The sequence below is a fragment of the Nocardia speluncae NBRC 108251 genome, assembly GCF_001613245.1.
Classification (GTDB): Bacteria; Actinomycetota; Actinomycetes; order Mycobacteriales; family Mycobacteriaceae; genus Nocardia; species Nocardia speluncae.
On sequence record NZ_BDBZ01000013.1, the window covers coordinates 1 to 23,699 of the forward strand.

At 68.0% G+C, this 23,699-nt stretch carries 20 protein-coding genes and 1 pseudogene; 11 read left to right on the forward strand and 10 right to left on the reverse strand.

Going from position 1 to position 23,699, the window contains the following annotated elements:
* Window positions 1-1,092: pseudogene (locus tag NS6_RS14200) on the forward strand (hypothetical protein); the annotation flags it as partial.
* A 454-nt stretch (window positions 1,093-1,546) separates the two neighbouring features.
* On the opposite strand, the gene NS6_RS14205 reads toward NS6_RS14200, so the two are convergent.
* The 8 genes from NS6_RS14205 to NS6_RS14240 all read right to left on the reverse strand — a co-directional run bounded on the left by NS6_RS14205 (window position 1,547) and on the right by NS6_RS14240 (window position 9,302).
* Window positions 1,547-2,302 carry a hypothetical protein gene (locus NS6_RS14205; RefSeq protein WP_068041707.1) on the reverse strand — a complete coding sequence of 252 codons (756 nt, stop codon included), beginning with the start codon at window positions 2,300-2,302 and terminating at the stop codon, window positions 1,547-1,549.
* A gap of 51 nt (window positions 2,303-2,353) precedes the next feature.
* Window positions 2,354-4,081, reverse strand: a complete 1,728-nt coding sequence (locus tag NS6_RS14210; protein WP_068041710.1) for an asparagine synthetase B family protein — start codon at window positions 4,079-4,081, stop codon at window positions 2,354-2,356.
* 9 nt (window positions 4,082-4,090) lie between these two features.
* On the reverse strand, window positions 4,091-4,573 hold the full coding sequence (locus tag NS6_RS14215; protein ID WP_068042233.1) for a hypothetical protein: 483 nt from the start codon (window positions 4,571-4,573) through the stop codon (window positions 4,091-4,093).
* Between the two features lie 11 nt (window positions 4,574-4,584).
* Window positions 4,585-5,358: a hypothetical protein gene (locus NS6_RS14220; RefSeq protein ID WP_157112759.1), complete on the reverse strand. Its 774-nt coding sequence runs from the start codon at window positions 5,356-5,358 to the stop codon at window positions 4,585-4,587.
* The gene (locus NS6_RS14225) at window positions 5,343-6,380 is read right to left on the reverse strand and encodes a hypothetical protein (protein WP_068041713.1); all 1,038 of its coding nucleotides are present in this window, start codon (window positions 6,378-6,380) and stop codon (window positions 5,343-5,345) included. The genes NS6_RS14220 and NS6_RS14225 overlap by 16 nt, the downstream gene beginning before the upstream one ends.
* Window positions 6,381-6,525: 145 nt before the next feature.
* Window positions 6,526-7,539, reverse strand: coding sequence for an AF_0692 family protein (locus tag NS6_RS14230; protein ID WP_068041716.1), 1,014 nt, complete (start codon window positions 7,537-7,539; stop codon window positions 6,526-6,528).
* Window positions 7,540-7,598: 59 nt separating this feature from the next.
* The gene (locus tag NS6_RS14235; protein WP_068041719.1) at window positions 7,599-8,048 is read right to left on the reverse strand and encodes a VOC family protein; all 450 of its coding nucleotides are present in this window, start codon (window positions 8,046-8,048) and stop codon (window positions 7,599-7,601) included.
* A 24-nt stretch (window positions 8,049-8,072) separates the two neighbouring features.
* Window positions 8,073-9,302 (reverse strand): FAD-dependent monooxygenase, encoded by a 1,230-nt coding sequence (locus NS6_RS14240; RefSeq protein ID WP_068041722.1) that lies wholly within the window; start codon window positions 9,300-9,302, stop codon window positions 8,073-8,075.
* A gap of 242 nt (window positions 9,303-9,544) precedes the next feature.
* Here NS6_RS14240 and NS6_RS14245 point away from each other — a divergent pair, with 242 nt between their 5' ends.
* The 7 genes from NS6_RS14245 to NS6_RS14275 all read left to right on the forward strand — a co-directional run bounded on the left by NS6_RS14245 (window position 9,545) and on the right by NS6_RS14275 (window position 18,522).
* Entirely contained in the window at window positions 9,545-10,558 is a 1,014-nt protein-coding gene (locus NS6_RS14245) for a TetR/AcrR family transcriptional regulator C-terminal domain-containing protein (protein ID WP_068041727.1), read from the forward strand.
* A gap of 226 nt (window positions 10,559-10,784) precedes the next feature.
* Window positions 10,785-11,666: an LLM class flavin-dependent oxidoreductase gene (locus NS6_RS14250; RefSeq protein WP_068041728.1), complete on the forward strand. Its 882-nt coding sequence runs from the start codon at window positions 10,785-10,787 to the stop codon at window positions 11,664-11,666.
* Window positions 11,667-11,930: 264 nt separating this feature from the next.
* Window positions 11,931-12,812: a class A beta-lactamase gene (gene bla / locus NS6_RS14255; RefSeq protein WP_245669355.1), complete on the forward strand. Its 882-nt coding sequence runs from the start codon at window positions 11,931-11,933 to the stop codon at window positions 12,810-12,812.
* A gap of 210 nt (window positions 12,813-13,022) precedes the next feature.
* A complete protein-coding gene (locus tag NS6_RS14260; RefSeq protein ID WP_068041732.1) occupies window positions 13,023-13,940 on the forward strand; it encodes a phosphatidylinositol mannoside acyltransferase in 918 nt (305 codons plus the stop codon).
* Window positions 13,941-14,276: 336 nt separating this feature from the next.
* The gene (locus tag NS6_RS14265) at window positions 14,277-15,866 is read left to right on the forward strand and encodes an N-acyl-D-amino-acid deacylase family protein (protein ID WP_168443481.1); all 1,590 of its coding nucleotides are present in this window, start codon (window positions 14,277-14,279) and stop codon (window positions 15,864-15,866) included.
* Window positions 15,867-15,909: 43 nt separating this feature from the next.
* Window positions 15,910-17,076, forward strand: a complete 1,167-nt coding sequence (locus NS6_RS14270; protein WP_068042241.1) for a M20/M25/M40 family metallo-hydrolase — start codon at window positions 15,910-15,912, stop codon at window positions 17,074-17,076.
* A gap of 18 nt (window positions 17,077-17,094) precedes the next feature.
* Window positions 17,095-18,522, forward strand: a complete 1,428-nt coding sequence (locus tag NS6_RS14275) for a sodium:solute symporter family transporter (RefSeq protein WP_068041738.1) — start codon at window positions 17,095-17,097, stop codon at window positions 18,520-18,522.
* 46 nt (window positions 18,523-18,568) lie between these two features.
* Here the strand turns inward: NS6_RS14275 and NS6_RS14280 are convergent, their stop codons facing one another.
* Window positions 18,569-19,342 carry a GntR family transcriptional regulator gene (locus NS6_RS14280; protein WP_068041740.1) on the reverse strand — a complete coding sequence of 258 codons (774 nt, stop codon included), beginning with the start codon at window positions 19,340-19,342 and terminating at the stop codon, window positions 18,569-18,571.
* 146 nt (window positions 19,343-19,488) lie between these two features.
* On the opposite strand from NS6_RS14280, the gene NS6_RS14285 reads away from it, so the two are divergent.
* The 3 genes from NS6_RS14285 to NS6_RS14295 all read left to right on the forward strand — a co-directional run bounded on the left by NS6_RS14285 (window position 19,489) and on the right by NS6_RS14295 (window position 23,172).
* Window positions 19,489-20,616, forward strand: a complete 1,128-nt coding sequence (locus NS6_RS14285; protein ID WP_068041742.1) for a diaminopropionate ammonia-lyase — start codon at window positions 19,489-19,491, stop codon at window positions 20,614-20,616.
* Window positions 20,617-20,628: 12 nt separating this feature from the next.
* The gene (locus tag NS6_RS14290; protein WP_068042243.1) at window positions 20,629-21,894 is read left to right on the forward strand and encodes a hydantoinase/carbamoylase family amidase; all 1,266 of its coding nucleotides are present in this window, start codon (window positions 20,629-20,631) and stop codon (window positions 21,892-21,894) included.
* Window positions 21,895-22,095: 201 nt separating this feature from the next.
* Window positions 22,096-23,172 carry a Gfo/Idh/MocA family protein gene (locus NS6_RS14295; RefSeq protein WP_084471049.1) on the forward strand — a complete coding sequence of 359 codons (1,077 nt, stop codon included), beginning with the start codon at window positions 22,096-22,098 and terminating at the stop codon, window positions 23,170-23,172.
* 18 nt (window positions 23,173-23,190) lie between these two features.
* Here NS6_RS14295 and NS6_RS14300 read toward each other — a convergent pair whose 3' ends face one another.
* Window positions 23,191-23,631, reverse strand: coding sequence for an Lrp/AsnC family transcriptional regulator (locus NS6_RS14300; protein WP_210747190.1), 441 nt, complete (start codon window positions 23,629-23,631; stop codon window positions 23,191-23,193).
* Window positions 23,632-23,699: the final 68 nt, after the last annotated feature.

The following is a 23,699-nucleotide window of genomic DNA, read 5'->3' on the forward strand; positions in this document are numbered from 1 at the left end:
GGTTCGGGCAGGAAATTCGGTAAGACGGCCATGGCTGTAGGCGGTATCGCTGCCGTTGGTGCCATAGGTGCCGGCGGTTACTGGCTGGGCAGCCAGGACGATGGGGTCGAGGTTCCCGAAGAGCCGGGAGTACAGGATCCGATTCCTGCTGAAGACGAGGAGGAAAATCCAGAGGAAGAGGAAACCCCAATTGAGGAGGGCCCCGATGAGGAGGACGACGATGGCGATGACGACGATCCCTACTTCGGCGGACCGAACGATGAAGGGCCGGGCAGCCCCGGCACGGATGAATCCGGCGACGGCGACGGCGATCTCGACCTGAGCGATCTCGGTTTGGGAGACCCGGACTCGGAGGACGGCGAATCGGGCCTGTTCGGGCCGGACGGCCTCGGGTCGGGCGAGCTCTCGGCCGAGGAACTCGGTTCCGGCACCGATAAATCGGACGACTCCGATAGTTCGCGCGATCCCGGTCCAACGCCCGCCCCGAGCCCGAACACCAATCTGACACCCACTCCTACCCAGGCGCAGGGTGGCGGCATAGACCCGATGACCCTGCTCATGTTGTCGAAGCTGTTTTCCGGTATGGAGGACGACGATGCCGAGAAGGACGACGAGTCCGATGAGGACGAACCCAAACCGCCGCCTTCCACGCCCGCTCCTGATCCGGGACCGCCGCCCACCGGCGAACCACCTGCTGAGGGTGAACCGCCCGCTGACGGTGAACCTCCGGCGGAGGGTGAGCCTCCGGGCGAAGGTGAGTCACCGGCTGAGGGGGAGCCTGCCGGTGAAGGTGAGCCTCCTGCCGAAGGTGAACCGCCCGGAGGAGGTGAGCCTCCCGCTGAGGATGCTCCTCCTGGGGAAGGTGAGCCGCCTGCTGAGGGAGGGCCGCCGCCCGAGGGCGAGGCACCGGTCGACGGCGAAGAGCCGACCGGCGATGCGCCATCCGCGGAAGGAGAATCACCCGCCGAAACCGAATCCACCGAGGAGGGAGCCTCGGGCGAACCTTCGGCGGAGGACAACACCCCGGTACCGGACTACCAGCCGGTACCCCCTCCGGAGGTCCGCACCCGACCGAGGGATGGTTCTGTGTGACGGCTGTGGCAGTCCGGTGCGATGGAGCGCTCGCCGTGGCCGGCGGGCTGCTCCAGGGCGCGGTATCGAGGATCTCCGGTTGACGGTTGACCAGCACGATATTCGCGCCCATGCAGGCGAAGCCCTCGGCCGGCCGGCCCGATACCACCGGTCCCGCCGGGTGATGATCGCGGTCCGCTGGTCATAGCCGGGTCGGCGTATGGAGGCGTCACGGTCGTCGCGTGGGACCGGCGGGCCGTCACCTTGACGGCGGATGCTGTGGTGCATGCGGCGGGGGCGACCCAGCACGTTCACGCCGGTGCCTCCAGCCGGCCGAGTGGAACCGGAGATAGGCCGGGCGGGTAGGGGCTTGGGCCGGGGCCGGATGGAGGCGACTGCTTCGGGGCCTTCGTGTGCCGCGGTGCGACGATCTTTTACGAGAACTATCCGGCCGGTCGTGCAGCCGGACTCGTGTTCAGTGGCCGGTGACGGTATCGACGCAGGTGGTGGCGGCGGGGAGTTCGTCGGCGAGGAAGACAGTCTGGGCCATCATCTTGTAGCCCGACATCTGCTCACGGAATACCTCGATCGATTCTTCCGGGTGCACCGAATCGATTACCGCGTGCGGGCCGATCGCATTGAACTGGTGGCTGACTCCGCGCGGAATCTGCATATCCACGAACGAGCAGGGCGGCACGATCAGGTTGTATCGGGTGCGGTGTACGCCGGCGGGTGCGTCGGGGAGAGCGTCTTCGAAGGTGGCCGGGTGGAACGGTGTCACGCCGGGCACATCGGTGATGTCGAACGGGGAGAGGCTGCCGACCCGGATGCGGGTATCGGGGCCGGTCATCATCCGTACGAAGCGCAGTCCGGTGTGCAGGTGCATCCGGGAGCAGATATCGCGTTCGGTGACATCGTAGAAGTCCATGATGTAGCGGTCGGCGAAGAAGCCGTCGAACGGTTTCTCGATCATGTACACGTCGCCCTCCTCGAAAGTCTGGGAGCGCACGATGCCGTCGGAGTCCGGGTTCGTGGCCGCCACACTCTTTTTTGCGCGGGTGACGATATCGGCGAAGGCGTTCACCACCGCCAGCGCGACAGGCTCCGGGAACAGCGCGACCGGGGTGACGGCATTGCGGCCCGCGTCCCGGAACGTGGCGACATCGTGGATCTCGTTGTCGTCGTCGGCCTGCTGTTTGAGCGGCGGGGTGGGGGCGTGCGGTGCGGACATCGGTGGGGGACTCCTGATTTCGAACAGTGATGAGAAGCGGCACGGAGAAGGTCAGGGGCCCACCTCGAAGGAGCGCAACCACAACTCGAGCGTGAGGACCAGCCACAGTTTGCCGCCGTGCCGCGGCAGCAGGGAGCCGTCACCGCGCAGCCAGGCGCGCAGGGTATCGGCGCGGAAAAGGTCGCGGGCCCGCGCGCTGGGCCCGAAGAGCAGATCGTTGCCCAGATCGGCGAGCGGGCCGGTGAGCCACTGTTGCACCGGTACCCGCATTCCGCTTTTCGGCCGGTCGACGATGGTCGCGGGCAGCAGATCGCGGACGGCTTCCTTCAGGATCCATTTCTCTGTGGTCCCGGCGAGTTTCAGGTTCGCCGGTATCCGGAACGAATAGTCGATGACCGCACGATCGAACAGCGGGGCACGACCCTCCACTCCGCTGGCGGCGGTGAGTCGCTCTACTTTGGTGAGGATGTGGTGGGCGCCTTTGGTCCGCAGGTTGGTGTGCAGGAGTTGGTTGAGCAGGCCGTTCATCCGGCCCGGCCGCAGGTACGGGGTGAGCAGGTCGGTCAGCGGTGGTGCGTCCGACAATTCGGCGAGCACCCCGGGAGTGAGCAGGACGGGCAGGTCACCGTGGCATTTGCGGTAGCTGTCGAGGTATGCGCGGGCGCGTGCCTCCGGGGCGGCCTCGTCGCGGAACAGTTCGAAGATCAGCATCGGCAAGTTCTTCGGGCCGCCGAAGACCGGATCCCCGCCCTCGCCGTTGAGAATGGTGGTGGCGCCGTCGGCCGCGGCGGCCTCGGCGAGCAGCAGGTTCGGCACGGTCAGCGGATCACCGACCGGGCAGTCCAGCAGGGAGACGGTATGCGCGAGCCTGTCGGCGACAGCGGTTCCGGGCACTGTGAGAACCCGGTGCTCGGTGTGGCAGTGCGTGGCGACGAGGCCCGAATAGGCGAGCTCGTTCGGAGTGGTGCCGTCGAAACCGATCGAATACGACCGCACCGGATGCTCATGCAGCTTCGTGGCCAATGCGGTGACCAGGCTGCTGTCGATACCACCGGACAGCAGGACCGCGACCGGTTCGCCGGCCGGTAATCGCCGGGCGGTGGCGCTTTCGAGGAGTTCACGCAACCGTTGCGCGTGTTCGCGGGCGGACCGATCCCCGGTGTGTTCCGCGGGTTCCCAGAAGGTCTGCTCATCGACCGAACCGTCCGGTCGCAGTCGCAGGCAGCGGCCCGGCAGCACCTCGTGGATACCGCGCAACAGGGTTTCCGGCCCCGGCAGGTAGGCGAAGGCGAGGAACGAGCGCACCGCGGGCAGATGCAGTCCGGTGTCGAGGGCGGGCCATCGTCGGAGCGCGCGTAACGAGGTCGCCGCCGCCCAGTGGCCGCGGGCGCGGGCATGGAACAGGGTGCGGGCGCCGACGTGGTCGCGGACCAGCACCAGTTCGGTGCCCTCGGAGATCGCGAGGGCGAACATCCCGTCGGCCGCGGCCAGACCTGCGGTGCCGAAGCGGGCGTAGCACGCCAGCAGCAGTAGCCCGTCGGCGCAATCCGGTGGCGGGGCGTCCCGGCCCAGCCGCCTACGCAGTTCCGCGGCATTGAACAGGGTGACCTCGCCTATTGCCGTGAGATCACCCCAGGTGAAGGGTCCCGCGGCCCGGCCCGGCTCGTCGTGCAGCAGCCCGAAGGCGCTGCGGCCCGACACCGAGACGGGGTCGCCACCGGCCGCGCGTACCTGCGCGGCCGGATCGTGCTCTGTCAGGAAGGCACACCATCGGCTCATTGCTGCTCCTCAGCCGAAATCGCCGTCGGAATCGGCGTCGCCGCCCCATTCGCCGTATTCGCCGGAGCCGCCCGTGGCCCCGGCCGGGTCTTCTTCGGCGGCGAGGCGTAGTTCCTCTTCCTGCTCGGGGGACAGTGATTCCGGTGGGGCGATGAGGCTGCCCACCAGCACCGCTCCGGCCGCGACGGCGAGGATACCGCCGAGCCGGCCGCCGAACGACGAGCGATTGGCGGTCAGTGTGCCGTCACCCCACAGCGTTCGCCCGTAACCCGCCTCGCGGCCGTAGATGACGCGGCCGTCGCCGTAGGTGCGTTTGATCAGGTGCCGGCCCAGCGATTCGTCGGTGCCGGTGGAGCCGCTGTCGTCGCGCCACGACACCAGCCCGTCCGGTCCGCGGGAGCGCCATTCCTGGCGGCCGTCGGAATACCGGCGGTGCACGGTCCGGTCGGCCAGCAACTCGTCGGTGTAGGTGATCTCGTTGCGCGCGGGCATACTCGGCTCCTTCATGAGGCGGGCCAGGTGAGAAAGCCGGTCCGCCGGGCCCGGCGGATATCGATCAGTGTGGTAGGCGGCCGGTGCACATCGCGGACCAGCCGGTGCACGCTGCGCAGCAATACGGCGGGATTCACCGATTCCACCTCGACGACGCGGCCCCGGCCCGAGGCTGCGCCGCGGATTCGGGTGAGGTGTAGCGGTGCGGTCTGGGCCGGGCGCAGTCCGATCGGCACGATATCGACGCCGTCCGGGATATCGGTCAGGGTGGGCAGCCGCTCCGGGAAGGCAAGGTCTGCCAGGCTCGTATCGTGCAGGACGTATATGGTGCCGTGCGCGCGGGCGAGCATCGCCGTGACCCCTGGAGCGAGCGGTAGTTCCGCGGCGCTCACCACCGGGCACGCCGATTCCATCGGTATACCGTTGGCACGCAGCATGCCCGCGACCGCCGCGGAACCGCAGACCAGCAGCCGCGGCAGGCCGTAATCGAAGAGATCCGGTTCCGGGGTGTGCGCGCCCGCGGCCGCCGGGCGGGGCGAGGGCGGGCCGAGTAGCCCGGGTACCTCGCCGATACGGGCCAGCACCGCCCGGAACGCGCGGTACGGCACAACCGGCGGCACCGTGAACGCGGGCCGGCGCGGTAGCCGATGCACCGGTAACACTGTGCGGCACACCTCGTAGTACAGCTGCCGTTCGGTGAACAGCAGTCCGTTCGGTGCCGCGACCCGTTCGGCGGCGATGCGTACGAGACGGTCCGCCGCGCCGGTCATCACGCTGCCGGCCATGTCAGGAATCCCGTCTGCCGCGCCGCCCGCCGTTCGGCATCGGTTTCATCCTCGAGTTTCTCCGCGGCCCGGGAGACGACCGCGATCAGCCGCGCCGGTGGGATCGCCGCGATCGGCGACCACCATCCGTCCGCGAGCCAGTCGATTTCGCGCTGGGTGAGTCCTACGGTGCGCAGAAAGGAGATACGGTCGCCGGCCGGTGGTCGTTCGCGCAGCCGGATGGCGGATTCGTTGTCCAGCACCGCGCGCGGGGCGAGGCCGAGGATCCGCACGCGATCCCCGAGGGTGAGGCGGGCGGCCTTCGCGGTGGCGAATCCTTGCAGGCTCGCATCGTGCAGCAAGAGCACCGGGACGCCGGGCGCAGCGTTCTCGATCCGGTCGGCAAGCGCCATATCGTAGGTCTGTGGGATCCCGTTGGCCGCCAGGCACGCCCGCACACTCGGATCGTCACAGACCAGGGCGACCCGCGGCCGCTCGACCACCGGAATCGGAACGTGTTGCTCGTCGAGTACGCCCGGCGGGAATTCGCCGTAGACGCTGATCCAGCGGCCGAGCACATCCGTCCGGAACCCATACGCGGTCACCGGCATCGCGATCCGGGTACGCCGCAGGAACAACGGCCGGCAGGCGTAGATCACCACCAGTCCCACCGCTATGACAGCGGCACCGGCCAAGAGCACTTTCCAGAACACGAAAGCACCGTTCCACCCCTGGATACCGCTGGTCAGGCAGAGGATATAGATGGCTACGACAGTGACGATCACCCACGTCACCGCCAGACCGCCGACATGGCGGTCCAGTTCGGGCAGCCGCCGCCGCGTCGCCGCATACCAGAGCTGCGTCACTGTGGCAGACAGGCCCCGACCGGCAGACAGCCGTTCGGTCAGCGACCGCAACCGCAGATCGTGCAGGCCCAGCGGCTCCGTTTTGGGGTCGAGCGCGAACTCGCGCCCGCATTTGGCGCACCGGTGATCGGTGCGTTCCCGGCGCAGCAGACTCCCACTGCAATGCGGACAGATCATTTGTCCGTCCTCCCTCCGGCGCACGCACCAGCAGGTCGTGCCTCATTCTCGCGGCAGGTCTGAATGACCGCTATTCAACATCTAGCACGGATCGGCAAACACTTCGTGGCCGATGTGTCCGTACCGGATGTTGTCCGCGAGAACCTCACTGCTCGATGACGGTGCCGGCGCGCAGGTATCTCGCCAGGGCGACGAGCAGAACGACCTCCAGCGCGATGGTTATCGCACCGGTGAGCGCGGTCGAACGGGACGCGGGCATCATGAAAACCGTATGGCCGACCAGTAGCCCGCCGACCAGCCAGACCCGGTGCCGGCCGGCCCAGTTCGCGGCGCCGCGCCAGCGCAGGAAGGCGTAGCCGAAACCGAGTGCGACCAGGACGGCGGCCGTCACCGGAAGCCATCGGGCGACGCGGTCGCCGAACACCGCATCGGGCCCGAGCCCCGGGGGCAGCAGCAAACCCAGGAATACGATCGTGGCCAGGGCGGAACAGAGTCCGGCGGTCACCGGTCGCGGTGCGGTGGCCGCCGGGGCCGGTTCAGGTGTTGCGCGGCCGGGCAGGACGTACAGCGCCGTGGCCGCCAGAGCGACGATGGCCAGGATGAAACCGGCCGTCCACGCCCCCGGCGTCCGGTATCCGGGGTCTTCGGTGGCGGAGATGACGAACCGCAGTCCACAGACACCCGCCAGGGCCAGTGCGCCGCAGGCGAACAGGCCGCGGGTATGCAGGTAGGGGCGGCCGCGGTGCGCCGGGAAGAGCAGGTCGGTGAGCGCGATCGGAATCAGCACGCTGAACACCACGTGCACCCCGATCTGGGAGACCCAATAGGACCAGTTCACGCCGAGCGCGCGCCATCCCCACTCGGCCGCGCCGTACATCTGCGGGCTGGTCAAGGCTTGGAGGCCGAGCCCGTCCTCGGCCAGTTGGTAGGCGAGACCGAGCAGCACCAGGCTCGGCCACCCGGCTCCGGTGCGTGCGGCCGCCTCCCGTAACAGCAGTACTCCGGCCCCGTACATGACCATGAGAAGGGGGAGAAGCAGCCATGTCAGTGGCACCGCGACCGCTGTGAACGTCAGTTCTGCACATATCGTTGTCAGCAGGGCCAGCGTCCAGGCGGCACGTAGCCGTCCGCTGCGCGGGCCTGCATGGTGGTGGGACACGGTGGTCCTTCGGATAGATGCGGCGCGCGCACCGTAGGTGATGCGGCGGGCCGGTGCGGTCAGCGGTCGCGTGCGTCGTGCAGACCTCCGATATCGATCTTTGTCATCGCATGTAAGGCGTTCAGCACCCGGTGGGCCGCCTCCGGTTCGGCGTCGGACAGTAATTCGGCGAGGGCTTTCGGAATGACCTGCCAGGTCACCCCGAATCGGTCGGTCAGCGATCCGCCCGGCCCTTCCCGGCCGCCGTCGGTGAGGCTCTTCCACAGAGTGTCCACCTCCGCTTGTGTATCGCACTCGGCAAACAGCGAGACCGCTCGGGTGAACGGGTACTGCGGACCCCCGTTGTAGGCGATGTACCGTTGCCCGCCGAGTGTGAAAGTGACCGTGGTGACCCGGCCGTCCGCATCCTGCTGCCGGTCGAGGATCTCGGAATCGGGGAAAATCGCGGTGTAGTGGCGGGCGGCCTCCTCGGCGCGGCCGTCGAACCAGAGGAACGTGCTGGTATTCATGGGAGTACTCCTCAGTTGCCGGATTCAGCGGGATGCCGGGACCGGGTAATCGTCGAGCTCGACGGTGTTGGCGACTTCGGTCATGCCCCGGCTGACGATTCGCTGCGGGAGATACGGAAGGACGCGAAGGGTTTGGTTGCGCAGCCAGAGTTGGCTACGGGTGTCCGGCATGAGGTCGCCGTCGCCGGAGCCGCGGGCGAATCGGTGCGCTTTCGTCACGAATCCGCGCATCTTCTGTTCGTAGGCAGGGTAGGCGCGTTGCGGATCGCCGGCGGCGGTGGCGAGTTCGCCGGCCAGGATGTAGGCGCCGACGAGTGCGAGGCTGGTGCCGATACCGGACATCGGCGAGGCGCAGTATGCCGCGTCTCCGAGGAGCGCCGTCCGCCCGCTCGACCAGGTGTCCGCTTCGACCTGCACCACCCTGTCGAAGAAGAAGTCGGGTGCGTCCCAGATGGCGGCAAGCATCCCCGGAATCTTCCAGCCGTCGCCCGCGAAGGACTGGACGACGATCCGCTTCTGCTCGTCGATATCGTCGCGGTCGTACGGCATAGGTGCAGACCGCAGGAAGAAGCCGGCCAATGCCTTGCCGGACCCGAGGGTGGGGTAGATGCCGGCCGTCCGCCCCGGCCGGCCGGGGCTACCGGGGATTGTGTACATCAGCTGCCAGCCGTCGTGGTTCCCGGTGGTCGGTATGGTGAACAGCGACAGGTAGCAGCCGAGGTCACGTAGGTAATTCTGCTCGGGGCCGAAGACCAGGCGCCGGACCGTGGATCGCACCCCGTCCGCGCCGATCAGCAGGTCGAACCGCTGGGCGGGACCGCTGTCGAATTTCACGTGGACACCGTCGTCGTCCTGGGCGACCTCGGTGATCGAGTCGCCGAAGAGGTAGTCGACGTCGTCGCGGGTGGTCTCGTACAGGATGCGGGCCAGATCGGTTCGCCGAATCGCCAATTCGGCAACCGGGCCGCCGGAATCGCCGAACAACTCGGTGCTCAGTGTCGCGATTCGCTTGCCCTCTCGATCGACGAATGCCATCCCGCGGGCGCCGGTATGTGCTTTCCGGACCCGCGCTGTGATGTCCATCCGGTCGGCGACTTCGCGTGCGGTGCCGCGGATATCGACGGCGTACCCGCCGCTGCGGGGCGCGGGTGCGCGTTCCACCACGGTGGGCTGGAAGCCGAATCTGTGCAACCAGAAGGCGAGCGTGGGCCCGGCGATACCGGCCCCGGAAATCAGGACACGGCGGTTTCTCATGGTGCTCCCTTGTAGTCGATGCGCGGCCACCGGTGTGTCATGAAGGGCGCGCGCGGAACCGGAACGACGAGAGTGCGGTACGGCGCGTGGTGCGTACGGCGTATCGACTCTCGCTGGAACAGGCTAACCGCGAAATACGCGCAAATATCGCGTGTGAAGGCAGAAACCACACTAGTGCGGTGAATCTGTGAACTAGTACACTTGCGTCCGGTAATGCACGTTGTCGACAGATCGGAGCGTCCATGTCCGCCTCGGCGACACCTCCGGATTCGCCCTATCGGGTGATCGCCGCGTCGATCCGGGCCCGGATCGCCACCGGCGAGCTGCGGCCGGGGCAGCGGGCGCCCTCCATCCGGCAGATCGCTCAGCGCTGGGGCGTCGCGATCGCGACCGCCACCAAGGTGACGGCGATGCTGCGCGACGAAGGGCTGATCGAAACGAGAATCGGTTCGGGGGCGGTGGTCTGTGCACCGCAGGGCGCGGAACAACCGGGCCGTACCGCAGCGGCCGGTGGGGCGGTGGCTCGGCGTTCCGGTCCGTCCGAGCGTGGACCGCACCGTGAACTCCTGGTGCGTAGCGCTGTCGCTATCGCCGATACCGAGGGTCTGGAGGCGGTATCCATGCGGCGGCTGGCGGCCGATCTCGGCACCGGTCCGATGTCGCTGTACCGGCACGTGGCGAACAAAGAAGAATTGCTGGCCCTGATGGCCGATGCGATATTCCGGAATCTGGATCTTCCGGAACCGGGGACGCGTGGCTGGCGCGCCGACCTCGAGCTGATCGCCCGCGCACAATGGCAGCTGTGCCACCGCCATCTATGGCTGCCCCGGGTCGTTTCCTTCACGCGCCCGATGCTGACGCCGAAAATGCTGGCTCAGACGGAGTGGACGCTGGTCGCACTGGACGGTTTCGGGTTGTCGCCGGAGACCCGGATGCGTGAGGCGCTGGCACTGCATTCCCTCGTGATGGCTGCTGCGCTGACCATGGCATACGAGAAGGAGGCGGAGCAGAACACCGGGCTCACGCACGACGGTTGGCGCGCCGAGCAGCGGGACCGGGCCCACCGGCTGCTGGGAAGCGGCGAGTTTCCCCACCTGGCGGCGGTTCCCCTGGATACGGCCACCGACTTGGAAGCGATGTTCGAGTACAGCCTCGCCCGGCACCTCGACGGTTTCGCCGCCCTCGTGACATCCTCGTCCCAAGCCCCGGCCGATATGGGCCGGCGAACGATCAGCACCGGTCTCGACCGGCGCTGATCTGCGGCGATATTCCGCTCGCAGCCGTCACCGGAATCGCCCACGCGGAAGTCGGTGTCGGTGAGCCCGGCTGGGCGAGGCAGTGCCGGCGAACTCTTATCGGCCGGTGGATGTCCGAACGGAGCACGGATGTGCGAACGCTTCGTGGCCGATACCGGTCGTCGTCACCGCGCCGGGCTGGAACACGTTCTTGCGAAGGCCGGGGACTGTGCCCGATGCTGGGGCGATGGAGATCGGGATCGCTTTGCCCACTATGTGCCGCGGCTACGACAGGGCGGCCACCGTCGAATGGTCGCGACTCGCGGACCAGGGGCCGATATCCAGTATTTCGTGTGGTGAACGGATGGCCTACCACAATCCGGAGATGTGGACGACATTGGCGGCCGCTGCCGCGGTGACCGAACGGGTGCAGATCTTCGCCAACCTGTCGGTGGTTCCCGCCCATCCGGTGGCGCTGGTGGCCAAACAGGCCGCGACGCTCGACGTCCTGTCCGAGGGCCGCTTCACCCTCGGTGTCGGAGTCGGTGGGCGGGGCGGCGACTACCGCAGCCTCGGGGCCGGTTCCGAGCGCCGCCACGACCGGCTGGACCGGGCGGTCGCCGAACTGCGGTCGTTGTGGGCGGGCGCACCGCCGTTCGACGGTGCCGATCCCGTCGGTCCGCCGTGCGTTCGGCCCGGGGGGCCGCCCGTGCTCGCCGGGGCCCTCGGCCCCAAATCACTCGGCCGCGCCGCGCGGTGGGCCGACGGGGTGGTGTCCTTCAGCGTGGGCGGGGTGCCCGGGGAGATCGCGTGGTCCGCCGACGCCGCCCGCCGCGCCTGGACCGACGCGGAGCGCGCCACGCCCCGGCTGGTGAGCGGTTGCTTCTACACTCTGGGCATTCCCGACGCCCGGACGGTCCTGCACGGTTTCACCGCGGAGTATCTGGATTTTCTCGGTTCCGGCAATGCCACGGCGGCTGCGGCGGCCATGAAGACCTACGACGCCGACGCGCTGCGCCGGACGCTGGACGCGGCGGAAGCGGCCGGACTGGACGAGTTCATCCTCGTCCCGGGCTCCGCCGACCGCGCGGTCCTGGACGCGACCCTGGACCTCATCGCCGCCCGCTGAAACGGGTAGGCCGGGCCGGGCGTCCCCGGAAGAACCGGGCATCCGAGCCGCGGACGTGGCCCGCAGCGATCCGGTCGGCGTTGCGCCGTCGACACCGGCCCCGGCCTGCGTCGATATCCGATGCGACTCGTACCCGGCGGGCCGGCGTATTTGCGGTGCCCGCCCGGGCGGTGATGTCCTGCGGCGGTGACCTACCCAATTCTCACCCAGCTCATCCCACGGAACCGGAGACGATTCCTGGCCGCCGCCCTGGCGGTCTCCGCGTTGTCGTTCACCGCGGCCTGCGATTCTTCGCCGGGTACCGCGGCGACATCGCCAACGGCGAGTGTCAGCGCACCGGCGGCCACCACCCAGGCTTTCGCAGACCTGGAGCAGACCCATGGTGCACGGCTGGGTGTTTTCGCCGTCGATACCGGCACCGGCCGCAGTGTCGCGCACCGCCCGGACGAGCGGTTCCCGATGGCGTCCACGTTCAAGGGTCTCGCCTGCGGCGCGCTCCTGCACGAACACCCGCTGTCGTCGGGGTTCTTCGACCGGGTGATCCACTATCCGCCCCACGAACTCGTCGAATACTCCCCGGTGACCGAACAGCACGTCGGCACCGGTATGACGGTCGCCGAGCTCTGCCATGCCGCGATCACCGTCTCCGACAACACCGCCGGCAATCAGATCCTGAAACTGCTGGGCGGCCCCGCCGGTTTCACCGCGTTCCTGCGCTCGATCGGCGACGACACCTCGCGACTGGACCGCTGGGAAACCGAACTCAACACAGCCGTTCCCGGCGATGAGCGCGATACCACCACACCGGCCGCGCTGGCCGCCGGCTACCGCACCCTCGTGGTGGGCGATGCTCTCCAGGTACCCGAACGCGAACAGCTGAAGTCGTGGCTGATCGCCACCAGTTCGGGAGAGGACCGTATTCGCGCCGGCCTGCCTGCAGACTGGACCGTCGGCCACAAGACCGGAACTCCGGCCTACGGCTCCGCGCTCGATGTCGCCATCGCCTGGCCCCCGGGCCGTGCACCCCTGGTCATCGCGGTGCTCAGTACCAAACCGGAACAGGACGCCGAACCCGACAGCGCGCTACTCGCGGCCGCCACCCGGGCGGCCGTAGCGGAACTCGGAGTCGGCGAAACCGGCCGGTAATGCGCGCACCGGTCCGGACATACCGCTCTGACCGGAATGCGTACGGGGGCAGAACCGGTGGGTAGAATCGAGATGTTCGCGCAGCTCAGGAAGTGATCCCGGGGGGTGTGGCTTTTCGGGATCGGCCCACCGCAGAATCGAGTCGAGGGTGTCGACCATGACAGATCCGATCGAATTCCTCGGCGCCCGGCGGTTCGGGGTGGCGCCCGAATGAACACGGCGGCCCGCGCGGCGGATCTCGGGTATGCGGCGGCGTGGCGTCTGGTGCGGCTGCTACCGCAGGGGTGGGCCTTTCGCTTGTTCCGGTTCGCGGCGGATTGCGCCGCGCGCCGCGGCGGGCCGCAGCAGTTGCGTCGCAATCTTTCCCGGGTACTGGCCACCACGGCGGACGCGGTGCCCGACGAACTCGTGCGCGATAGCCTGCGCTCGTATGCCCGGTACTGGTGTGAGGCGTTCCGGCTGCCGTCGATGGATCCGGCGCGACTTGCCGAGACGATCGAATCCTGCGCCACCGGGATCGAACATCTTCGAGACGCGTTCGCGCGCGGCGGCGGCGTGGTGCTGGCGCTGCCGCACAGCGGGAACTGGGACCTGGCCGGAGTGTGGGTGGTGCAGCGACTGGGCACGCCCACCGTCGTGGCCGAGCGGCTGGCACCGGAATCGCTGTTCCAGCGTTTCGTCCGGTTCCGGGAGAGTCTGGGGTTCGAGATCATTCCGCTCACCGGTGCCCAGACGCCGCCGTTCGACCAGTTGGCCGCCCGGCTCCGGGCGGGCCGGATAGTGGGTCTGCTGGGCGAACGCGACTTGTCCGGTGCGGGCGTAACGGTCGACTTCTTCGGTGAGCCCGCCACCCTGCCCGCGGGCCCGGCCAAGCTGGCCATCGAGACCGGGGCGCCCCTGTTGCCGGTGCACTGCTGGTTCACCCCCGACGGCTGGGGATTCGGTATCGGCGCGCCGGTCGACACCACCGGTGGCATCGCTGCCACGACGCAGCGGCTGGCCGATAGGTTCGCCGCGGGCATCGCCGCGCACCCGGCCGACTGGCATATGTTGCAACCGTTGTGGACGGCCGACTTCAGCGCCGACCGGCTCGCCCGGATCGAGGCCCGCCGCGCCGGGGCATCCTGACCTTCGCCTTCCGGTAATCGATCCCGGGCCCGCGCACGCGCCGCGATATGCGACGTTTCTCGACGAGCGTCGTGCGGCGTGAGTGGTTCCCGGGATGCCACGGAACCGGTGGCCACAGTTCGGTTCGCCACGCTGGTGGCGGAGCTGGTTCACGGTGTGGTGAGGGTGGCGGGGGAGCGCTTCCGGAGTCCGTGCTCGGATTCCGCCGCCTGTGGTGCTGCGGGTGCATAACCGGGGTGCACGTAACCATCATGTTTCTTCCTTCTCCGGAACCCTTCCCCAGGCCGGACCCTTGTGTTAGAACTCATGTCAGTTGTCATACAAATTGGAGGAACTGTGGAAGCGGCCCTGCTCATCACCGATGCCGAGGTTGTCGACGAAACAGGTGTCCGGACCGCCGACGTAGCCGTCGAAGGGGGACATATCATCGCGGTGGGGCCGCGGCTTCCGGTGGAATCCGCTGGTGAGCGCATCGACGGCACCGGCCGGCTACTGCTGCCGGGGTTCGTCGACCTGCACGCCCACTCCGCCCTGCGCCCCTTCGACGATCCGCTGCTCACGCCGAAGATCGCGCAGGGTTTCACCACAGAACTGATCTGCCCCGACGGCCTCGGCCCCGCGCCGATCACCGACGCGACCCTGACGAGCCGCCGCAGCTACCTGCAGGGTCTGGAGCCCAGTACCTCCGCTCCGTGGACCTGGCGGAGCATGGGCGAATACCTGGCCGCACTCCAGCAGGCCCGGCCGGCCGCCAATATGGTGGCCTGCGTTCCGCACAGCGCGGTCCGCGAAGCGGTCATGGGCAATGCCGACCGCCGGCCCGACGCCCGCGAGATGGCGGCGATGAAAGACCTCGTCGAGGAATCGCTGGCCGCGGGCTGCCGGGCCGTCTCCTTCGGCATGATCTACGCGCCCGGCCTGTACGCCGATACCGCGGAGCTGATCGGTATCGCCGAAGCCGCCGCCCGCTTCGACGTTCCGCTGGTACCGCATGTCCGCAACGAGGCCGCGGGTGTGCTGGATTCGATCGCCGAGTTCGTCCGGGTCTGCGAGCACACCGGCGCGGCGCTGCATGTCTCACATGTGAAGCTCATCGGTGTCCCCGAACTGCTGTCCGACCTCATCGACCTGCTGAGTTCGGCGCAGGACCGGATCCGGCTCACCTTCGACCAGTACCCCTACGGTGCCGGGAGCACCCTGTTGAGCGCCCTGCTGCCGCCGTACGCCTTCGACGGTGGTCCGGCCGCGACGCTCGAGCGGGTCCGCGACACCGGGGAACGGGAACGGATGTGCCGGGATATGCATCGCGGGCTGCCCGGATGGGAGAACCTGTTCGGCGCGTGCGGGCCGGAGAACATCGTGGTCACGCAGGCCGGAGCGCCCCGCGAGGCGGCGGTGAGCAAAACGGTCGCGCGGATCGCCGGGGAAACCGGCACCGACCCGGCCTTCGCGGTGCTGGACCTGCTCGCCGATACCGCACTGGACGCCGCCATGATCGACCACTACTCCGCCGAGGAAGTCGTGCGCGAAATCTTCGTCCGCTCAGGCGCGCTGGTCGGCTCCGACGGGGTCTTCAATCCACATCCGCACCCGCGGCTCTACGGCACTGCACCGAAAGTGCTGGGCCGGTTCGCCTTACGGGACAAGCTGATCACCTTGCCCGAAGCGGTCACCCGGCTGGCGGCCGGCCCGGCCCGGCTCCTCGGGCTCGACGACCGGGGCGCGGTCGCCGAAGGCCGGCGCGCGGACCTGGTGCTGATCGATCCGCGACGGTATGTGGACACCGCGACCTACGCCGAACCGCACAACACCCCGCCGGGCGTCGAGCTGGTCACCGTCGGTGGGGAAGCGGTCCGGCGGTCCGGCGAACACACGGGCCGGCGACCCGGGACCGTCACCGGCGCCACGACGCAGGGTGGTAACTGAGGTGGGCGCCGAGATCACGAACGCATGCATCGACCGAGACGGCATGCGGGATTTCTTGTTACGCCTGGTCGCCGCCCGCAGCCCGGCAACTGCGGAACAGCCCGCGGTCCAGGTGCTCTCCGGTGAACTGGCCGCGCTGGGCTTCGAGGTCACCACCGACGACTGGGGCAATGTGATCGGCACCCGGCGGTTCGGGCCGGGCCCGGTGGTGCTGGTGGACTGCCACCTGGACACGGTGGAGGTGGCCGACCCGCAACAGTGGTCGCACAGTCCCTGGGGTGAGGTGGCCGGCGGTGTGGTGTACGGCCGTGGCACGGTCGATATGAAAAGCGCGCTGGCAGCGGTCGTGTACGGCGCATCGGCGTTACCGGCCGGTCTGCGCGGCACGATCGTTGTCGCGGGAACGGTCTGTGAGGAACTGGTCGAAGGGCCCGCGCTGAGCCGGGTGCTCGAGCAGGTACGGCCGGATGTGGTCGTGATCGGTGAACCGTCCGCGAACCGGCTGATGCTCGGCCAGCGCGGCCGGGCCGAGGTGAATATCGAGGTGATCGGACGGTCGAGCCACTCGGCGTATCCGGAGGCCGGGGTGAACGCCGCCGAGGTGATGGCCGATGTGATCACCGCCGTCCGCGGCCTGCAATTCCCGCGCCACCCCGACCTCGGGCCGGCGATGATCGCCCTGACCAATCTCAAATCCGACCCGTACCCGAATGTTTCGGTGCTCCCCGACCGATGCGTTGCGACCTACGACCGCCGCACGGTGCTCGGCGAATCGGCCGCCGATGTGCTCGAGCCGCTACGCGAGCTGGCCGGGGGGATCGCCGGACGGGCCGGTGCCCGCGTCGATATCGATCTGGCCCGGAGCGAGTTCACCACCTGGACCGGGGTCGAGGCGGCCGTCGAATCGTTCGCGCCCGCCTGGTGTGTGTCAGCGACCGAATGGCCTGCTGCGCACGCGATCCGGGCGCTCGGGGCGGCCGGGCTCGACCCACGCCCCGGCTACTACCAGTTCTGCACCAACGGGTCGGCCAGTGCGGGCCGGCACGCGATACCCACGCTCGGTTTCGGCCCCGGTGATCCCGGCCGGGCCCACACCACCGACGAATCCATCGACCTCGACGACCTGTACCTGGGCGCGTACGGCTACGCCGTACTCCTCCGGGCACTGCTCGCCGCGGAAACCGATAAGCCTGCGCTCGAGCAGCTCTGAACACCGAAGGATCGACAGATGAACGCGACCGTCATCACCATCATGGTGGTCTATATGGCCGTCATGGTCGGTATCGGCCTGTACGCCCGGACCCGTATCAAGGACGGCACCGATTATCACCTGGCCGGTCGCCGGCTGGGCGTATTCATGATGGCCGGGACATTGGCCGCCACCGAGATCGGCGGTGGTAGTTCGGTCGGCGTGGCAAGCAAGGCGTACGGCGATTGGGGCCTGTCCGCCGGTTGGTATGTGGTGGCCGCCGGTATCGGCATCCTGCTGGTGTCGTTCGTGGCCCCGGCCATGCGGCGCACCATGGCCGTCACCGTGCCCGAGGTCATCGGCCGCCGCTACGGTCCGGCCGCCCAGACGATGTCGGCGGTGCTCGGCAGTGTGGCGCTGGTGGCGCTGACCGCGGTGCAGATCACCGCTACAGCGACCATCGTTTCCACCCTCGGCGGGATCAGCCTGGCCTGGTCGATCGTATTCACCGGAATCGCGGTCATCTTCTACACCTGGATTGGCGGGATGTGGAGCGTTACGCTCACCGATTTCGTGCAGTTCTTCCTGATCGTCGGCGGATTCGCTATCGCTGTTCCGTTCGCGCTGCACAATGCGGGCGGCTGGGACACCGTGGTCGCCAACCTGCCCGAAGGACAGCTCGGCTTCACCAAGATCGGCTGGCCGACCATCATCGGGCTCGTCGTGCTCTACTTCATGACCTTCTCCACCGGCCAGGAGGCCGTGCAGCGGTACTACTCCGCCCGCACGCCCCGTACCGCCGTGCTCGGATCGGTGCTGTGCGGGTTGCTGATGTCGGTCTACGCATTCATTCCGGCGGTACTCGGCCTGATCGCGCTGGCCGTCTACCCGGATATCGATCCGAACAACGCCCTGGCCACCGTGTCGGTGGGGCTGCTGCCGGGGCTCATCGCCGGACTGCTGCTCAGCGCGGTGGTTTCGGCGACGCTGTCCAGTGCCAGTGGCAATATGCTCGGCTCGTCGACCATCTTCATCAAGGACCTGCTGCCCAAACTCGGGACTACGGTCACCGCGGACAACGAGATCAAATACAGCCGGATCGGCGTTGTGGTGGTGGGTGTGCTCGCGACCCTGATCTCGCTGTGGAGCCAGGCGATCATCCCGCTGCTGGTGTTCGCGTTCACCATGCGTTCGGCCGGGCCGTTCTCCGCCTTCCTCTTCGCCCTGATACTGAAGAAGACGAGCCGGCTGGCCGGTGTCGTTTCCATCATCGTCGGCACGGTCTGCGGATTCGCCTGGGAACTCGCCGATGAGCCGTTCGCCGTCGCGGCCATCATTTTCGGCAGTGTCTGCGGGCTGGCGTCGTTCCTGGTGATCCATATGATCGATGCGCGGCGCGGGAAGCTGGTACCCGATGCCTACGGGCCGGAAGCCGATAAGCGGCGGGAGTCGGCCGCTGCGCTGTAGGGAATTCGGCCCCGCCGCCCGATCGGGTGGCGGGGCCTTTCGGCCGTCAACTTTCGCGGCGGCGGCGCAGCTGGAAGCGGAACGTCTCGGGGGACAGCCACGCCTCGCTGCGGTCGACCACGACACCCACCGAATTTCGGGTGAGTTCGCTGAGTTGCAGTAGAGGGCTGCCGTTCTCGCAGCCCAGCCGGTCGCGCAGATCGCCCGCCGCGACCACCGGTGTCAGCGTGCAGTCGGAGTATTCGGCGAGTCCATCGGCCAGGAGCAGGTCCAGGACGGAACCGTCGAAGCGGCGGCGCAGCGCATCCGGCGAAAGTACCGATTCCGGGACATAGTCGACGATCAGCGCGACCTTGCGGCCGTCGATGGTCTTGGTGCGGCTCACCACGGTGATCGGTCCCGGTTCGAAAACCGCGGCGAGGGGGTCGTCGTCGCGTTGGATCCGGGTGAGTTCCAGGTCGTCGGTTTCGATTTCCTTACCGGACTGTTCGGCGAAGGTGTCGAAGGACGAGAGGCGGTCGATACCCGAGCTGATCGATTCCGGTAGCGGCAGCACGATCGAACCCGAACCGCGCACGATCCGGATATAGCCCTGGTCCTTGAGGCTCTGTAGCGCGGCGCGGATCGTCACCCGGGAGGCGCCGAACAGCCGGGACAGTTCGCTTTCCGACGGCAACCGGGCGCCGGCCTCGAGTTTCCGGGACAGGATGAATTCGTTGAGGATGGCCTCCCGGATCTCGGTGTGCAGCTGGCGCCGGGAACGGATCCGGGAGATGTCGTCGCCGAGGCCCGCCGAATCGGCGGGGGCGCTGGTGGCCATCGCGGGAGCCCTTTCACTGTGCTGCGGTCGGACGTACGTGCGGGGACGCCTGCGCAGCTTATCAGGGCGATTTGGCTTAAGTCACTTGACAGTTGTCATACAAATTTCTATTCTGAACCGGTCATCCGCAGACCGGGAGGAACGTGATGTCAGAACCGCGACTCGTACGGAACCCATTGGTAGCCAAGGACACCGTGCGTCCACTCGTCGACGGTAGCCGCGCTTTTCATCGGTCGATGCCGGACTACCGCCCCACTCCGCTCGCCGCGCTCCCCGCGGCCGCCGCCCGTCTCGGCGCCGGCTCGGTGCACGCGAAGGACGAATCCGCCCGGATGGGTATGCCGTCGTTCAAGATCCTCGGCGCCTCCTGGGCCACCTACCGGACACTGCTCGCACACCTCGGCCACCCCGCCGGCAGCGGTCTCGGGCTCGCCGAGCTGAAAACCGAACTCGCAGCGAAGACACCGGGTCTGCGCCTGGTCTCGGCCACCGACGGCAACCACGGGCGGGCCGTCGCCCGGATGGCCGCGCTGCTCGGACTCTCGGCCCATATCCTGGTGCCCGAAGATATGGTGCAGGAACGGATCGACGCCATCGCCACCGAAGGCGCGCAGGTGGAAGTCGTGCCCGGCGGCTACGACGACGCCATCCGCCGCAGTGCCGAACTCGCCGATGCGAATTCGCTCGTCGTCTCCGACACCTCATGGGAGGGATACGTCGACCCGCCGTCCTGGGTGATCGACGGATACTCCACGATGATCGGCGAAATCCTGGACGAGATCGCCGCCGGCGGCATCCCCCGGCCGACCGTGGTGGTCGCGCAGATCGGGGTGGGCGCCTTCGGTGCCGCGGTCGCGCGCGGATTCCGCGACAGCGCGGGCACCCGGCTACTCGGTGTGGAACCCATCGACGCCGACTGTGTCACCGCCAGTATCGAGGCCGGTGGAATCCTCACCATTCCCGGCCCGCAGCGGTCGATCATGGCCGGACTCAACTGCGGCACACCGTCGGTGATCGCCTGGCCTGATGTATCCGGCGGTTACGACGTTTTCGCCACGGTGACCGACGCTGCCGCCGAGGACGCGATGCGGCTGATGTACAGCGACGGGGTCGTATCGGGCGAGAGCGGGGCCGCCGGGCTGGCCGGATTGCTCACCCACGCCGGCGAACTGGCGCTCGGCCCCGACGATCACATCCTGATCTTCTCCACCGAGGGCGCCACCGATATCGCCAACTTCAACCGTGTCACCGGCGCCGCGCTCGCCGGCGCCTGAGTGGAGGAAAACATGATTACCTCCGATATCCGGGTCGACGGCGACCGGCTGTGGCGATCACTCGGCGAATTGGGTGACGTCGGAGCTTATTCCGATGACGACACCGGTCTGCGCGGAGTCCGCCGGCTGGCCCTGACCGATGCCGACCTGGCCGGGCGGGAACTGGTCACCGGATGGATGCGCGCGGCCGGGCTCACGGTGACCATCGATCGGATCGGCAATATCTACGCCCGGCGCGACGGTCGTGACAACACCCTCGCGCCGGTGATGGTCGGATCGCATATCGACACTGTCGCCACAGCGGGGCGGTTCGACGGATGCCTCGGTGTCCTCGGAGGTCTCGAAGTTGTCCACACTCTGAACGACCACGGTATCGCCACCGAACGGCCGATCGAGGTCGCGGTGTTCACCGAGGAAGAAGGGGTGCGGTTCGGCACCGATATGCTCGGCAGCGCGGTCGCCGCCGGCCGGATCGATCTGGCCGACGCACGGCAGCGCACTGATCCCGACGGGGTGAGTGCGGGCGCCGAACTCGACCGGCACGGGCTGGTCGGCGAGGTCGCGGTACCGATCCGGGCGCCGTTCGCGTACCTGGAATGCCATATCGAACAGGGGCCGATCCTGGCGGCCGGGGATACCCGGATCGGAGTGGTGCAGGGAGTCCAGGCAATCACCTGGCTCGAACTCCAGATCACCGGCCGCGCCGCGCACGCCGGGGCGACACCGCACCATCTGCGCCGCAATGCCGGCCTGGCTGCCGCGCTGATCACGGTGCGGCTCAACGAGATGGTCGAATCCGGCGCGTACGGCGCGATGCTGGCCACGGTCGGGCGGCAGGTCAACTATCCGAACCTGATCAATATCGTGCCCGAGAAATCGCTGATCACGGTCGATCTGCGCAATCCCGACGGTGCCGCCATGGCACGCGCGCACGCCGATCTCGCGGCCTATCTCGCCGAAGTGGAACAACTCGCCGGAGTCACCATCACCTCGCGTACCACGGCCGAGACCCCGCCCGTGGTGTTCGCGGAACAGATGCGGGACCTGGTCGAAAAGCATGCCGCAAATCTGGGGATGAGCAGTGCGCCGATTACGTCCGGCGCCGGCCACGATGCGGGCGAGATCGCCGCGTTGTGTCCTGCCGGCATGGTTTTCGTTCCAGGGCTGTACGACGGGATCAGCCACAACCCGCGGGAATACTCCACTCCGCAAGCCTGCGCGGACGGGATCGATGTGCTGCTGCATGCGGTGCTGGAACTGGCAGTCGCCGCCGACTGAACGCGTTCGAGCCGGCGCGGGCCCGCGAGCTGCCGGTGTGCCCGTTGCCGGTCGAGGTTCTTCGATCCGCCCCGGACCTACTTCTGGCCGAGTGCGGTTCGGCGGAGGCGATCCGGCCCGAACAGGCCGGGCGGCCGAGGATCGTCACGGACTTCCGTTATTCGGTTGACCGGGACCTCCCGGGAGAACCAGGATGCGACCATGCGTGTGGGTGTCGTCGGTTTGGGGATGGGTTTGTATCTGGCCACCTGGTGCCGCCGGCTGGGTATGGAGGTGGTGGCCGCCTGTGACCGTGATCCCGAACGGCGGGCCGAAGCGCGGGATCTGCTGCCGGGCGCGGCGCTGGTCGGCGAGTGGCCGGCGCTGCTGGATCACCGGCTCGATGCGGTGGTGCTCGCCAACGATTTCGACGAGCACGCGCCCCTGGCCGTCGCATTTCTCGAGGCGGGCGTCCACGTGCTCTCCGAATCCGCGGCATGTGCGGACGAACAGCAGGCGCGGGCGTTGCTCGCGGCCGAGCAGCGTTGCGCAGCCACCTACTCGTTCGCCGAGAACTATGTCTTCCACCCGCATATCCAGCTCGTGCGCACCATCGTGGACGCGGGAGAAATCGGGCGGCCGACCCTGATCGAGGCGGACTACCTGCACGGGATGGCGCCGGATGCGGTCGCGTCGTTGATCGGCGATCCGGCGCATTGGCGTGGCCGGATCGAACCGACAGCATATTGCACCCACACTCTCTCGCCTGTCCTCGCGCTCACCGGGGCGACGCCCACCGAGGTGACGGCCTTCCCGGTGGACAGCGCCGATCCGCGCTCCGCCGTGGTGATGCTGGTGCGACTCGACGACGGTGGACTCGCGATCACCCGGCACGGTTTCCTCCAGGGCGAACCGGACAGTCACTGGAGCTGGTTCTCGGTGCGCGGGACCGAGGGGCTCGCCGAGACGGTGCGGGCGCCCGGCGATCGCGCGTGGTCGGTTCGCGTGCGCAAGGAATCGTGGACCGATCCCGGCGCAAAAGTGCGCGACGAGGTGCGCGAACCCGCGCCGCTGCTGCTTCCCGACGGGACGCGTGTGGAGCCGAAAGCGGAAGGCACGGTCCGGATCCTCGAGGGGTTCCGTGCGTGCGTCGAAAGTGGCCGTCCGCCTCTCGTTCCCGTGCTACCTGCGGTTGCCGCATCGCTGGTCGGTGTCGCCGGTGCCCGCTCGCTACGCGAGAATTCGCGTCCGATACCGATGCCGTTTTTCGTGGTCCATGGCGCCGACCCGGCCCCGTGACCGCGTGCTCGCCCGGGATCAGTCGTCGGTCTTGATCTTCTTCATGATCAGGTGGGAATCCACCCGCGCCACGGCTCGCAGCCCCATGAGCTTGCCGGTCAGGAAGGTCTCGAAGACTTCCTGATCGGTAACTGCGACCCGGACGAAGTAATCGGGCCGGCCGAACAGGCGATGGAACTCCACCACCTCCTCGTAGGAGGCGATGGCGGTCTCGAATTCCTCCACCGTCTGCAGGTCGTTGATGCTGATCTCCACCGCGACGATCACCTCGAACCCGCGCGCGAGCGCCGCCGGGTCGATCTGGGCGCGGTACCCCCTGATCACCCCGGCGTCCTCGAGCCGTTTCACCCGGCGCAGGCACGGGGGTGGTGTCAGTCCCACTCGCTTGGCCAGCTCGACGTTCGTGAGACGGCCGTCTTTGCGGAGTTGAAATAAAATATCTCTATCCACCGAATCCAGATGCATATATGTCTCACTGTGCTTGTTTCCGGTCAGATCAGGAAACCATATTACGCCGAAAGAAACAT

What these genes read in the sequence shown, in the direction of transcription:
- NS6_RS14205 (WP_068041707.1), bottom strand. Translation starts at nt 2,302, where the DNA reads ATGTCCGCACCGCACGCCCCCACCCCGCCGCTCAAACAGCAGGCCGAC.
- NS6_RS14210 (WP_068041710.1), bottom strand. Translation starts at nt 4,081, where the DNA reads ATGAGCCGATGGTGTGCCTTCCTGACAGAGCACGATCCGGCCGCGCAG.
- NS6_RS14215 (WP_068042233.1), bottom strand. Translation starts at nt 4,573, where the DNA reads ATGCCCGCGCGCAACGAGATCACCTACACCGACGAGTTGCTGGCCGAC.
- NS6_RS14220 (WP_157112759.1), bottom strand. Translation starts at nt 5,358, where the DNA reads ATGGCCGGCAGCGTGATGACCGGCGCGGCGGACCGTCTCGTACGCATC.
- NS6_RS14225 (WP_068041713.1), bottom strand. Translation starts at nt 6,380, where the DNA reads ATGATCTGTCCGCATTGCAGTGGGAGTCTGCTGCGCCGGGAACGCACC.
- NS6_RS14235 (WP_068041719.1), bottom strand. Translation starts at nt 8,048, where the DNA reads ATGAATACCAGCACGTTCCTCTGGTTCGACGGCCGCGCCGAGGAGGCC.
- NS6_RS14240 (WP_068041722.1), bottom strand. Translation starts at nt 9,302, where the DNA reads ATGAGAAACCGCCGTGTCCTGATTTCCGGGGCCGGTATCGCCGGGCCC.
- NS6_RS14245 (WP_068041727.1), top strand. Translation starts at nt 9,545, where the DNA reads ATGTCCGCCTCGGCGACACCTCCGGATTCGCCCTATCGGGTGATCGCC.
- NS6_RS14250 (WP_068041728.1), top strand. Translation starts at nt 10,785, where the DNA reads ATGGAGATCGGGATCGCTTTGCCCACTATGTGCCGCGGCTACGACAGG.
- NS6_RS14260 (WP_068041732.1), top strand. Translation starts at nt 13,023, where the DNA reads ATGAACACGGCGGCCCGCGCGGCGGATCTCGGGTATGCGGCGGCGTGG.
- NS6_RS14270 (WP_068042241.1), top strand. Translation starts at nt 15,910, where the DNA reads ATGCGGGATTTCTTGTTACGCCTGGTCGCCGCCCGCAGCCCGGCAACT.
- NS6_RS14275 (WP_068041738.1), top strand. Translation starts at nt 17,095, where the DNA reads ATGAACGCGACCGTCATCACCATCATGGTGGTCTATATGGCCGTCATG.
- NS6_RS14280 (WP_068041740.1), bottom strand. Translation starts at nt 19,342, where the DNA reads ATGGCCACCAGCGCCCCCGCCGATTCGGCGGGCCTCGGCGACGACATC.
- NS6_RS14285 (WP_068041742.1), top strand. Translation starts at nt 19,489, where the DNA reads ATGTCAGAACCGCGACTCGTACGGAACCCATTGGTAGCCAAGGACACC.
- NS6_RS14290 (WP_068042243.1), top strand. Translation starts at nt 20,629, where the DNA reads ATGATTACCTCCGATATCCGGGTCGACGGCGACCGGCTGTGGCGATCA.
- NS6_RS14295 (WP_084471049.1), top strand. Translation starts at nt 22,096, where the DNA reads ATGCGTGTGGGTGTCGTCGGTTTGGGGATGGGTTTGTATCTGGCCACC.